Below are 12,560 nucleotides of genomic sequence, written 5' to 3' on the forward strand. Positions count from 1 at the left end.
CGGTCACGCTTCGGGGGAGGGGCTTTTTACGTACCTGACCCTCACCGGATCGTGACGCGTTGTACCCGTACCGACCGGCCGCGCTCGAGCACGGCAAAGTATACGCCGGCCGCCAGATTACCGACGGCAAAGTCCATCGTACCCGTTTCGCCGGCCACAATATGCCGCCGTAGCACGGACCTTCCCGCCGTGTCAAACAGGTGGAATTCCCCCGCGGCGGTTTCCATTCCTGGCAGAACGACACGGAAGGTACCGGTAGTAGGGTTCGGAAAGAGCCGCAGGAAGCTGTCCGCCGCATCTTCCACCGCAGTGCTTCCCGCCCGATACTGGAAGGAGCGGCAGGTGGCAAAACTTGCCCGGTCGTCCGTGCGGATGGCGGTCAGGCAAATGTCGTAGGTTTCATCGTCGACCAGGTCCGTGGTCTCGGGGGCGAACGCTACCTCGACGTAATGCACCGGCTCGGCCAGGCGGTACGTGAAGGTAGCCGTAGTATCTCCGCCGGCGGCGTAGTAATACGTAAGGCGGTCGATCCGGGCCTGCGCCTGGCTGCGGATGAAGGTAGACCGCAGCAGGGTGGGGCCCCAACGGCCGGCCGCATCCGCGGCGCGGACCTGGAAGTAGTGCACCCCCGGATCGAGGGCCGATAGGTCCAGCGGAATACTCGCCGTAGCGGTATCGCCGGTCAGGACGAACCCCTGCCCCATACCATAGCCGGGGTCGGCATCCCAAAACCACTCACCCCCCACGAGGCCGGCCGGGCCCAGGCCACTGAGTACGTAGAAGGTGCGAGATAGCGTCTGGGACCACCTGCCGGCGGTATCGCGGACCCGCGCGTGGTACGTGTGTACGCCGGGCGTCAGCCCCAGGTCGGCTGCGGTAAACTCGTGGTCGATTCGGACAGGCGAACCTCCGGCGACGGAGGCAAAGGGAGTGGCCCTGCCGTAACCGGGGTCCGTGTCGATGAACCATTCCCCCCCGGCAACCGACGCCTGCGCCAGTAGGGGTCCCGTGCCCAGCAGGGCAAGTAAGTATACCAGTAGATGCATAGCGCAGGAATTAGTGGCCGGAAATAGCCCGTAAGGTGACGCTGAGCGTGGAAGATGGGTGGGCGGCGCCGGGCACCTGTAGCGTTAGTATAACCGGTAGGTCCGGCAGCCCCGACAGCACGTAGGGCAGTTCGCCCCCGAACGGGCCACGGTCGGTACCGTCGTGGGCATTGCCCGTGGCGGCGGTTGCGTCTTGCTGTAAGCGGTACTGACCATCGGTACTGTTGCCGGACTCACCGACGAAAATTTCCGGAGGCGTTGATGTGTTGTTGTAGTGGTCGTCGCCAATCTGGCCGGTTGCAGCTGTATTATGGGATGTATTACCAACCCCTACTGTAGAAACTTTAATATCCTCACTCCTTGTACTCGCTAGAATATTAGAACGAAATTCGCCCACGAAATTTGTTATATGTACATCAGCACCTAAGAACAAATTATGGTTTACTACTCCGGATGACATATCGTGGACCCGAAAGCTATTTACAATATTATTGGTAAAAATTAAATTATTAGCCACCGCTCCAAAAGCATTTGCAAATCTCAGCGCATAACTGGCGATCGAAAAGTTTTGTACGATAGTTATAGCGTTGACATTTCCAATATATATGTCGCGGCTGAGGAAGCATTTTGCTATCAAAACATTATTAGCGCTTACAATAATACTGGTATTGTCTTCCTCAGTAAAGCTTAGACCGATAATCTCGGTACCTACGCCACCAGCGCTTGGATCATTATTCTCTCCTGGTTTGATAAAGAACTGACCGACGATTGCACTCAGGCTTGCGGGGGCTTTGGCGTTTTCACCCAGAAAATATCCAGGCCCGATAATCGTCAGCTGTTTCGTAATAGTTAATCTACCATACCCGATGCTAGAGCCCTCAACCATTAGCGTGTCCCCCGCCTCCGCCGCCGCATGGGCCGTAGTAAGGTCGGTATATTCGGCAGTACTATTTACCGAGTTGTTTACCCGCAATACACGGGCAAATAGCTGCTGGGTGCTGGCCAATAATACTAAGCCTAACCATAAGTGTTTCATAGTGTGATCCGTTGTGAATAGAGAATAAACTACCTTCCCGGCCGGGTCTGGGGGACCACCGCGAAGCAAAGGTTTAGGATAGGATACTAAAGGGTATCGCCCGGACTGGCAGATAAATAAATCGGGATGTGTATATTCCGGTGTTCCGACGGCCTAATTGTAATGTACCGGAATATATCGGATTCATCAAGTTTAAACTTGCATATAAATTTTCTAGTAGCGTCAGCAGGGACCGGTAGCCGTTGGTCAGCACAGACTGAAAAGCGCCCTGCTTATCCTTCCGGCGATAGTAGTAAAGAAACCCACAAGAGAAGAGGACCAGGGATCTTTTGCCTGGTACCTGTTGTTCGGAATTCTTCGGTGGTGGTGGGGTAGCGCAGGATGCGCTGGCGTCCGAATTCAGCTGACGGTTGGCAGGGTCGGGTTAATACTACCGTAATACACGGGCGGGCAACTTAACGCAAACGTAACGGGCTAACTTTTTCAGTGCGCTACGGTAGCAAATAGCTTTGCGGCCAGCTAACTCACAGTATATGAAATTACCGCTTTGCCTGCTCTGCGCGTTTTTAATCAGCGCCTATGGATACGGCCAATCCGAATACATTTCCGGTTCGGTCCGGGATATTGATAACCAGCCCCTGACCGGCGTCACGGTAATGGTCGGAAACTCCGGCTCCGGAACCGTAACCGACATTGATGGCCGTTTTGAAGTCTCCGCCGCCGTGGGCGATACCCTTCGCCTAAGTTATATAGGCATGCAGCCCCGCGAAATCATCGTACGCAACGAAGAGGAACTGTCAATCGTGCTGCAGGACAACGCCACCCAACTGAATGAGGTCGTGGTAGTGGGTTATGGTACTACGAAACGTTCCGACGTCACCGGCTCCATTGCTTCCGTCAGCGACAAAGACTTTAACAAGGGCGTCGTAGTCAATCCCGGGCAACTGCTCCAGGGCAAGGTCGCCGGCGTTAACGTTACCGCAGCCAGCGGAGAACCGGGAGCGGCCCAGGATATCGTCATCCGGGGGGTAGGCAGTCTGCGCTCCGGCACGACTCCCCTCTTCGTAGTCGACGGCTTCGCGCTGGACAACTCCGGTAACGGCGTACCCACCAACCCGCTCAACTTCATCAACCCCGCGGACATCGAAAGCATCGACGTGCTGAAGGATGCCTCCGCCGCGGCCATCTACGGGGCACGTGCGGCCAATGGGGTAATCGTGATCACTACGAAGAAGGGCCGGGCGGGGCAATCGCAGATCAACGTTTCGGCTTCCACCGCCGTGGGTTCGCTGGCCCGCGAGATCGACGTTTTTTCGGCCAACGAATTTCGTGCGCAGATCAATGCCATCAACGGGGTACTGAACGACGGCGGGGCAACTACCAACTGGCAGGACGAACTGACCCGTACAGCCAACACCCACCGGGTCAATCTTTCCCTGAGCGGGGGGGCGGGCAGCGGGTCGTACTTCGCTTCCTTTTCCGCCGACGACCAGGAGGGCATCCTGCGGAACAACGACCTGCAACGGTACGCCGGCCGGCTCAATCTTACCCAACGCGGGCTGAACGACCGGCTCAGCGTAGCCCTGAATCTATCCGCCACCCGCTTTGAGAATAACCGTGCCAACAGCAACTCGGTAGTGACGGACATGCTGCAGCTCAACCCGACCTTCCCGGCCACCGCCGGCGACGCGCTTCCGGAACTCGTGGGAGACAACATCAACCCCCTGGTACGGGAGCGCATCTTCGACGACATCGCCCTTAACAACCGCTTCCTGGCCAACATTTCCCCGTCCCTGGAAATCGTGGAGGGCCTGACGTATCGCCTCAGCGTGGGGGTCGATTACTCGACGACCAACCGGGACGTGCAGTACCTGCCCTTCCCCAGCATTACGGACTTCGAGCTGGGAAGCCTGAATACCTATACCACCTCCAACACTAATACCCAAGCGGAAAATACGCTGACCTACGAATGGGACCGGGGTGCACACGACCTGACCCTCCTGGCCGGCCATACCTACCAGCAGATCGAGGTAAACCAAAAGGCCTTCTTTACCGAAGGCTTCCCCAACAACGGCGTAGAGCCCCGCTTCCAAGTAGGGGCAGCCAGCGAACCAACGCGGCAGTCGGCCTTCGCCACGATCAACGAACTACAGTCCTTCTTCGGCCGTGTGAATTACGGCTTTGACGACCGCTACCTGGTCACGGTAACCATGCGCGCCGACGGCTCGTCCAAGTTCGGCACCAATAATAAATACGGCTACTTCCCCTCCGTAGCCCTGGGCTGGAACATAACCAACGAAGATTTCCTACCCGCCGGGGACGTACTTACTTACCTCAAGCTCCGTGGTAGCTGGGGAAAGACCGGCAACCAGGAAATACCGGCCAAGATCACCCAGGCCAGCTTCACCGAAAGCAATACCGGCAATAATACCTATCCGCTTGACCCGGGCGCTACGACGCTGAGCGAGTACCCCTACGGGACGATCTACACCCGCCTGGCCAACCCCGACATCCAGTGGGAGGTATCGACCCAAACGAACGTCGGACTGGACTTTGCGCTATTCAACTATCGCCTGACCGGTAACCTGGATGCCTTTAATAAGGTGTCGGAGAACATCCTGTTAGAGGTTGCCCCCGTCGATCCGATTCAGCCCACCGACCGCTACTGGACCAATATCCCCAATATGGAGATCCGTAACACGGGGGTGGAACTCGCGCTGAACTACCGCAGCAACGAAAGTCGCGACTTCATCTACGGCATCGGTGGCAACGTTTCCTACACTACCAACAAGGTGACCGACTCCCCTTACAGCATACTGACCACCGGGTCGGTGATCGGAGCGGGGCAGACCGGCGCCACCGTCAACGGTGTCCTGAACGGGGAGCCGATCGGTACCTTCTTCTTGCAAGACTTTCTGGGCATCGGCGAGGACGGACTGAACCTGTTCGCCGACCGCAACGGCGACGGCGAGATCCTGGACAACGACCGCTTCGCCGCAGGTACCGCGCTGCCGAAGTACATCTATGCCCTGAACGCCGACATCGCCTGGCGGAACTTCGACCTGGGCGTCAATTTCAACGGGGTGGCCGGCAACCGGATCTTCAACCACGTAGCCCTTTCCATCTTTAGCAAAGGCAACTTGGCCAATTCGCTCAACACCACTGACCTGGCGGTACAGTACCCCGACGAGGACGTGTCCAACTCAAATCGCGTTTCCACCCGCTACCTGGAGGACGGTGGTTTTCTTCGGCTGAACAACGCTACCCTGGGCTACACCTTCGACCTGGAACGGCTGGGTATCGGGCAGGCCGTCCAGAACATCCGCCTGTCCGTGACCGGCCAGAACCTGCTCCTCTTTACCGACTACTCCGGCTTCGACCCCGAGATCAATACCGGCAGCTCAGTCGGTGACATCCAGACCTTCGGAATCGACTACTTCAGCTACCCGCGGGCCCGTACGGTCCTCTTCTCCCTGGACGTCACTTTCTAACCCCCCAGCAAAATAACCCAATGAAAAACTTACTTCGCCCCACCCTCCTGGTCGGTTCAGTGACTATCCTGAGTGCCTGTACCGACCTGCAGGAAGTCGTTTTGGACGAATCATTCACGGGCAGCGGCCTATCGGAAACCATCAGCGGGGCCATTGCACCGGCCTACGGGCAGGTATCCTGGACTTGGCGCCACACCAACTACTACGGCCTGCAGCTCCTCGCCTCCGACGAAGCTATTCTTCCCCACCGCGGCGGCACCGACTGGTTCGACGGCGGCAAGTTCCTGGCAGCCCATACGCACAGTATCACGCCGACCAACGACTTGGTCACCACTTCCTGGAACGAACTGACCCGCAACATTTCCCGGACCCTCACAGCCCTGGAAACCCTGCGCCCCCTGGCCGATAACGGCAATCAAGAAGCCCAGGCCGCCCTGTATGAGATGGTTGCCCTGCGCGGATACCTGAATATGCTGATGCTCGACAGCTGGGGCGTCGTATTCCGGAAGGAGAATTCCTTCGAAACGTCGGAAATTCTACGTGGACAGGCCGCGATTGATTACATCGAAAGTGAATTCACCTCGGTAGTCGACGTCATCAATACCGACCGGGGGGCAGGCCGCATGACGCAAACGGCCGTCTGGGGCTTCCTGGCCCGCCTCCACCTAAACGCGGCCGTATACCGCGACCCCTACGGGACGCCTAACTTCACGCAGGACGATATGGACCGGGTCATCGAATATACCGGTAAAGTGATCGACTCCGGACTGTACGAACTGAGCCCGGAATACTTCGCGCTCTTCGACGACACCAACTCCGGTAACCGCGAGTTGATCTTCGCCCTGGACCAGCGGGGCGTACTGGAGGAGGAACACAGCCGGTGGACGTACTGGTCGCTGGCGGGCTCGATGTGGGGACGCCCGGAATTTCCCAGTTCCGACGGCACCGACGGACCGGCCATCACTCCCGACTTTTACCGTTCCTGGACGGAGGCGTACGACGTCGATCCGGCCGAGGCGGATAACCGCTTCTATATGCAAAACCAGCAAGTACCGGAAGAGCTGCGCGACCTGACGGGGGTGACGCCGGCCAATGACGAAGAACACTACTACTGCACCACCGCCGAGGAGTACGAATTCAATCGGGGCATCATCCGGGGCGTCATCTGGGGGCCGCGGAAGGATGAGAACGGCGCGTTCCTGCGCTGCGACGACGATCCCAACGTTTACCGTATCTACCCCGTCATTCAGATCAAGGGCAACGGTCCCGACCGGGACGTGGACTACGTCAATCACGAACTGCAGATCGACTTCACCAACGAGGGTCGCCTCCATTCCAAGGGCTACCGCGTGTCCAAGTATGCCTTCAGTCGTACGTCCCCGAACGCGAATAACTACAGCAGCATCGACATCGTACTGATGCGTCTCGCGGAGATGTACCTGATGCGGGCCGAGGCAAGACTGCGCACCGTAGACGAAGCCGGTGCCCTGGCCGACGTGAACACGGTCCGCACGTCGCGCACGGCGCGCGAGCCCGTTCCGGCGGCGCTGGAAAGCATAGACCTGGACATCCTATTCCGGGAGCTGGGCTTTGAATTCTACTGGGAAGGCCTGCGTCGGACCAACCAGATACGCTTCGGCAAGTACGAGGACAGCTGGACGGAGAAAACCGACAGCGATCCTCAGAACCGCCTGTTCCCGATTCCGCAATCGGCCATCGACGGGGCCTCCAACACCCCGGGCTATCTGCAGCAAAACGTAGGCTACTAGCACCTTCATTCTTCATCGGGGCCGGCGGGGACAGGGTTTCCCGTCGGCCGTTTTTATCAAGCCACCTCCGTATGCGCTACCTCTTCTTTCCGCTGACCCTTCTTTTGTGCTTCACCCTGAACGTGCCGGCCTTCGCCCAGCAACCGCCCAACGTGATCTTACTTATCGGTGACGGTATGGGCGTTCCACAGGTATCCTCGGCGTTCTATTTCGGGGAGGGGACGCCCCATTTTCAGCGTTTTACCAAGATTGGCCTGGTCAAGACCAACAGCGTGAGCAATAAGGTGACCGATTCCGCCGCGGCGGCTACGGCGATAGCCACCGGCGTACGGTCGTATAACCGGGCGATCTCTGTCTCTCCCGATACCGTAGCCGTACCCACCATCCTGGAGCAATTGCGGGAGGAGTACGGGTACCGGACCGGGCTGGTCAGCCTGACCTCGATCACCCACGCCACCCCGGCCTGCTTTTACGCCCACGTGGCCGACCGCGACCAGCACGAGGACATCGCCGCCCACCTGGTCGGTAGCGGCGTGGACTTCTTCGCGGGCGGGGGCCTGGACTACTTCAGGCGACGTAGCGACGGCCGCGACCTATACCGGGAACTCGCCGCGCAGGGCTACCGCCTCGATAGCCTGCAGCTTTCCGCCGCCGACCCCGATCGGAAGAACGGCTACCTGTTAGCCCCGGAATCCCTGCCGTCCAAAGTCGAGGGGCGAGGCGACTTCCTGCCCGACGCGGCCCGGATGGGACTGGATTACCTCTCGCACCAGGAAGCGCCCTTCTTCTTCATGGTGGAAGGATCGTACATCGACTGGGCCGGACACGCGGAGAACGATACCATGCTGATCCGGGAGGTAGCGGACTTCGATAAGACGCTCGGGATACTTCTGGATTACGTAGAGGAGCACCCCAATACCCTGCTGATTGTCACGGCCGACCACGAGACCGGGGGGGTGAGCCTGGCGAAAAGCTACCATTCGCAGGTGGTGTTCGGGCAGCGGAAGGAAATCCCCGACGAGGTAGCGGTTAGCTTCAATTCCAACCAGCACAGTGCCGAACTCGTGCCGATCTTCGCCAAAGGCGCGGGCGAAGACCACTTCCCGGGGATCTACCAGAACAACGAAATTTTCACGCGCCTGCTCCGGGCCGTTCGAACGGAACAGTAATTCTAGGTCACTAAAGTAATGCCCGTGTCCCTCCGCCATCACCTCCTTTTCTTTTTGCTCCCGGCCCTCTGCGTGTCCCTGCCCGCCCAGGAAACTTACCGGGTACACTCCCACAACGACTACCTGCGGGAAGTTCCCTTCTGGCAGGCCTACAGTGCCGGCGCGGCATCCATCGAGGTAGACCTGGTACTCCGGAACGACACGCTGTACACGGCCCACGGCCACGACGATATCACCCCGGGCAAGACCTTCGCCGGCGAGTACCTGGAGACCCTGGACGGGCTGGCGACGAAGGGTACCCTGCGCCCCGTTCAACTGCTCGTGGACCTGAAGACCGACGCGTATTCCACGCTGGATAAGGTGGTGGCCGAAATTGCGGCCTATCCTACCCTGACGGACAATGATGCCGTGACCTTTGCCATCTCCGGCAACCGGCCACGCCCCGACGATTACGACAATTATCCCCCTTTCATCCGGTTTGACCACCAGCGGCTGGACGACCTGGACCGGGTGAACCTGGACCGGGTGGCCCTGATCAGCCAATCCTTCACGCCCTACTCCGTCTGGAACGGCTACGGCCGGATGACGGCGGCGGACCAGGCGCGGGTGGATTCCGTCCTGCAACGCGCCGCCGCTACCGGTAAACCCTTCCGGTTCTGGGCGACACCGGACACGAAAACGGCCTGGGCCCGGCTGGCGAAGCTGGGGGTAGGGTACATCAATACCGATAAACCCGCCACTGCCCGCGCTTTCCTGGACCGGCTTGACACAAACACCTATACAGCAGATTCCGCCACGACCGTCTACGCGCCCGCCTACCGGATTGATCCCGCGGGCCGGCCCCGCAACGTCATCCTGCTGATCGGCGACGGGAACGGTCTGGCGCAACTCTCAGCGGCGCGGCTGGCCAACGGGGGCCAACTGACAATTACCAACCTGCGCGACGTGGGCCTTATGAATACGGCGTCGGCCGACGATCCGGTCACCGACTCCGCCGCGGCGGGTACGGCCATGGCTACCGGCCGCAAAACCAACAACCGCGCCATCGGCGTGGACACGGCGGGGCGTCCCCTCCCCACCCTGATCGAAATTCTGGCCGAGCGCGACTTCCGCACCGGCATCGTCACTACCGATGCCATCTACGGGGCTACGCCGTCCGCCTTCTACGCGCACACGCCCGAGCGGGACGACACCGATGGCATCGTCGACGATCTGGTGGGTAGCGGCTTGTCCTTCTTCGTGGCCGGCGGAAAGTCGCGGGACCAAATGATCGATGCCCGATTTACCACCACTCAACTTGAGGAATTTCGTGACCTCACCACGCCACGGGCCGTGTATCACGGGGCGGAAAAGATGCCGACGATCCTGGCCGGGCGAGGCGACTTCCTCCCGCGCGGCGTTGGCCACGTCCTCTCCGTACTGGAAGACGACGAACGGCCCTTCTTCCTGCTCGTGGAGGGTGCTCAGATCGATAACGGGGGCCACGCTAACGACATCACCACCGTCGTCACCGAGATGCTCGACTTCGATCGCGCGGTGGCCACGGCGCTACGCTTCGCGGACCGCGACGGCGAAACGCTGGTGATCGTCACCGCCGACCACGAAACCGGTGGACTGGGCGTGGCGGGCGGCGACCACGATGGTACCGTGCGGGCGGAATTTCTCAGCGTGGACCATTCCGGTATTCTCGTTCCCGTATTTGCCTACGGCCCGGGCGCCGGAGCCTTCCGGGGCGTTTTTGAAAATACGGAGATTCACGCCAAGATCCTGGCGGCCCTGTCCCGCCCCTGAGAGAGGTATCAGGCGCCCACGATACGCAGCAGTTCCTTCGCGCGGGCGGCCCGCTGCCGGGCTACCGCAACCGTATCGCCCAGGGCGGTCAGGTGGCCCATCTTGCGGAAGGGCCGCGTTTCCGCTTTTCCGTACAGGTGGGGGTGGACTTCCGGGATGGCCAGTACGTCCATCCAGCCTTCGTACACGGTATCTCCGGTGCTGCCCTCTTCCCCGAGCAGGTTGATCAGGGCGGCGGGGCGCAGGAGCTGGGGGTCGCCTAACGGCAAGCCGAGTATGGCCCGCAGGTGTTGCTCGTACTGGCTGGTGGCGCAGGCCTCGATGGTGTGGTGACCGCTGTTGTGGGGGCGGGGGGCTACTTCGTTGACGAGCAACTCCCCGTCCTTGGTCAGGAACAGTTCGACGGCCAGCAGGCCCACGATCTCCATATGCCGGACCACGTCTACGGCCAGTTTGCTGGCGCGACCGTCGGTGTCGCCATCGAGGGCGGCGGGGCATACCAGGAATTCCACCAGGTTGGCCGTGGGGTGGAATTCCATCTCCACGGTATTGAAGACCTTTATCTCCCCCGTGGCCGAGCGGGCCACGATGACGGCCAGTTCCTTATCGATGTCGGCCAGGTCCTCTATCAGGCAGGGACCGTCGAGGAGGTTCTCCTCCAGGTCGCGGTCGTGCAGGATCACCGCCACTCCCTGCCCGTCGTAGCCACCGGTCCGGGTCTTCTGAACGAACGGGATAGACACTGCACCTGCGTCCACCGCCCGAATCACCTCCTCCTTGGTGCCGAAGAGCTGAAAGTCGGTGGTCGGGATGCCGTGGTCGGCGTAGAACTGTTTCTGGAGGCCCTTGTCCTTGATCAGGTCGATCTTGTCGGGCTGGGGGTACACCTTCACGCCCTGCGCTACGAGGTCGTGGAGGGCCCGGGTATCGATGTGCTCGATCTCAATGGTGACCACGTCCAGGTTATGGGCGAAGGCCATGACGTCGTCGTAGTCGCGGAAGTTGCCCCGCTCGAAGACGGTGGCGTAGGGCGCGGCGGGAAAGCCCTCGTCGCGGTCGAGAACGTACACGGGCAGGTGCCACGCGCTGGCCGCCTGACAGAGCATCTTACCGAGCTGACCGCCGCCGAGGATGCCGATTTTGGGGAAAGTAGACATGCCCGAAAGGTACGCAAGGCAACACAACCCGGCGTGGATCGCAGCCGCCGCCCTCCTCCGCCGGGGGTCGCGCTACCGGGAGTGAGCTACCGGTGGATCAGTTTGCTCCCGTGATCTGAAACTTGACGGGCAAATGAAACAGCACCCGTACCGGCTTACCCTTTTGTATCCCGGGCTCCCAGCGTGCCCCGTTCGCCTCCATTTGCTCGACCGCCGCCAAAGCGACCTCGCCCAGCCCGCCCCCCGGATCCCGAGCGAGCCGAATATTGGATATGCTTCCATCCGTTTCTACGATAAAGGTGATCACGGCAAGGCCTTCTTTACCTATTTCTCTGGCCTGCGGCGGGTACGTAATATGTTGATGGATATGTTCTAGCATGGCCTGGTCCGCGCACGCTTTTCTTTCGGCGTAGGCTTCGAGCTGTCCGCAGGCTTCCGCGCGAAAAAGGGGCATCTGCTCGACGATCTTGAAGATCTCGTCTTCGGGTAGCTGTTCGTGCATGCTACTGTGGGTTTAGTTGCTGATTACTACCTGCTTGCCCGTGGACCCGCCGGGGTGGGGCAAACCCCGCCGCTACTCCAGCTTAAAGCGGATCGGCAGGTTGAACTCTACCGGCACCGGCTTTCCCTTTTGCAGTCCGGGCTCCCAGCGGGTATTGTCGTTCTTCATCTTGCCGACCACCTTCAGGGCCGCCTCGCCGAGACCGGCGCCGGGGTCGCGAACCAGCCGGATATCGGACATCACGCCGTGAGGCTCGATCACGAACCTGACCACCGCCATCCCCTGCTTGCCGCGGTCCCTGGCTTCTTTTGGGTACTTGACGTGGTCGTAGACGTAGTCCAGGAGGGCCCGTTCGGCGCAGGGCTTGCGGTCGGCGTAGTCTTCCAGGTCGCCGCAGTCGGCGCCCGGGAACAGGGGCATCTGCTCCACGACCTTGAACACGTCACGGTCCTTGGCAACTTCCACTTCGACAGCGGGTACGGTGGTCACCCGCGGGGCGGTGGGGGTAGCGACAAAAAAGCCAAACAGCAGGGCAACGACGGCCAGCGCGGCACTCAGTCGGAAATAGGGAGAGTCGAAAGTCTTCATAGTGGGTGTTT

9 protein-coding genes are annotated in these 12,560 nt (G+C 60.2%); 4 read left to right on the top strand and 5 right to left on the bottom strand.

Annotated elements, in window-relative coordinates; genetic code table 11:
- Nucleotides 1–41: 41 nt before the first annotated feature.
- Nucleotides 42–1,046: a T9SS type A sorting domain-containing protein gene (locus DQG19_RS11355; protein ID WP_116126367.1), complete on the bottom strand. Its 1,005-nt coding sequence runs from the start codon at nt 1,044–1,046 to the stop codon at nt 42–44.
- A gap of 10 nt (nt 1,047–1,056) precedes the next feature.
- Nucleotides 1,057–2,082, bottom strand: a complete 1,026-nt coding sequence (locus DQG19_RS11360; RefSeq protein WP_116126368.1) for a hypothetical protein — start codon at nt 2,080–2,082, stop codon at nt 1,057–1,059.
- Between the two features lie 533 nt (nt 2,083–2,615).
- Between DQG19_RS11360 and DQG19_RS11365 the strand changes: the two genes are divergently transcribed.
- The 4 genes from DQG19_RS11365 (at nt 2,616) to DQG19_RS11380 (ending at nt 10,302) form a co-directional block, all read left to right on the top strand.
- The gene (locus DQG19_RS11365; RefSeq protein ID WP_116126369.1) at nt 2,616–5,573 is read left to right on the top strand and encodes a SusC/RagA family TonB-linked outer membrane protein; all 2,958 of its coding nucleotides are present in this window, start codon (nt 2,616–2,618) and stop codon (nt 5,571–5,573) included.
- A 20-nt stretch (nt 5,574–5,593) separates the two neighbouring features.
- Nucleotides 5,594–7,342, top strand: a complete 1,749-nt coding sequence (locus tag DQG19_RS11370; protein WP_116126370.1) for a RagB/SusD family nutrient uptake outer membrane protein — start codon at nt 5,594–5,596, stop codon at nt 7,340–7,342.
- Nucleotides 7,343–7,413: 71 nt separating this feature from the next.
- Nucleotides 7,414–8,511 (top strand): alkaline phosphatase, encoded by a 1,098-nt coding sequence (locus tag DQG19_RS11375; RefSeq protein ID WP_116126371.1) that lies wholly within the window; start codon nt 7,414–7,416, stop codon nt 8,509–8,511.
- Nucleotides 8,512–8,535: 24 nt separating this feature from the next.
- Nucleotides 8,536–10,302, top strand: coding sequence for an alkaline phosphatase (locus tag DQG19_RS11380; RefSeq protein WP_198661729.1), 1,767 nt, complete (start codon nt 8,536–8,538; stop codon nt 10,300–10,302).
- Nucleotides 10,303–10,310: 8 nt separating this feature from the next.
- Here DQG19_RS11380 and DQG19_RS11385 read toward each other — a convergent pair whose 3' ends face one another.
- The 3 genes from DQG19_RS11385 to DQG19_RS11395 form a co-directional block, all read right to left on the bottom strand.
- Entirely contained in the window at nt 10,311–11,459 is a 1,149-nt protein-coding gene (locus tag DQG19_RS11385) for a 5-(carboxyamino)imidazole ribonucleotide synthase (protein WP_116126373.1), read from the bottom strand.
- A 97-nt stretch (nt 11,460–11,556) separates the two neighbouring features.
- On the bottom strand, nt 11,557–11,961 hold the full coding sequence (locus DQG19_RS11390) for an energy transducer TonB (protein ID WP_116126374.1): 405 nt from the start codon (nt 11,959–11,961) through the stop codon (nt 11,557–11,559).
- A gap of 72 nt (nt 11,962–12,033) precedes the next feature.
- Nucleotides 12,034–12,549, bottom strand: a complete 516-nt coding sequence (locus DQG19_RS11395; protein ID WP_116126375.1) for an energy transducer TonB — start codon at nt 12,547–12,549, stop codon at nt 12,034–12,036.
- Nucleotides 12,550–12,560 lie beyond the last annotated feature (11 nt).

The sequence above is a fragment of the Lewinella sp. IMCC34183 genome, assembly GCF_003390915.1.
Classification (GTDB): Bacteria; Bacteroidota; Bacteroidia; order Chitinophagales; family Saprospiraceae; genus Neolewinella.

Excerpts from the sequence above, each read along its gene's own strand:
- DQG19_RS11370 (WP_116126370.1), top strand. The coding sequence starts at position 5,594 with ATGAAAAACTTACTTCGCCCCACCCTCCTGGTCGGTTCAGTGACTATC.
- DQG19_RS11375 (WP_116126371.1), top strand. The coding sequence starts at position 7,414 with ATGCGCTACCTCTTCTTTCCGCTGACCCTTCTTTTGTGCTTCACCCTG.
- DQG19_RS11390 (WP_116126374.1), bottom strand. The coding sequence starts at position 11,961 with ATGCACGAACAGCTACCCGAAGACGAGATCTTCAAGATCGTCGAGCAG.
- DQG19_RS11365 (WP_116126369.1), top strand. The coding sequence starts at position 2,616 with ATGAAATTACCGCTTTGCCTGCTCTGCGCGTTTTTAATCAGCGCCTAT.
- DQG19_RS11360 (WP_116126368.1), bottom strand. The coding sequence starts at position 2,082 with ATGAAACACTTATGGTTAGGCTTAGTATTATTGGCCAGCACCCAGCAG.
- DQG19_RS11355 (WP_116126367.1), bottom strand. The coding sequence starts at position 1,046 with ATGCATCTACTGGTATACTTACTTGCCCTGCTGGGCACGGGACCCCTA.
- DQG19_RS11395 (WP_116126375.1), bottom strand. The coding sequence starts at position 12,549 with ATGAAGACTTTCGACTCTCCCTATTTCCGACTGAGTGCCGCGCTGGCC.
- DQG19_RS11385 (WP_116126373.1), bottom strand. The coding sequence starts at position 11,459 with ATGTCTACTTTCCCCAAAATCGGCATCCTCGGCGGCGGTCAGCTCGGT.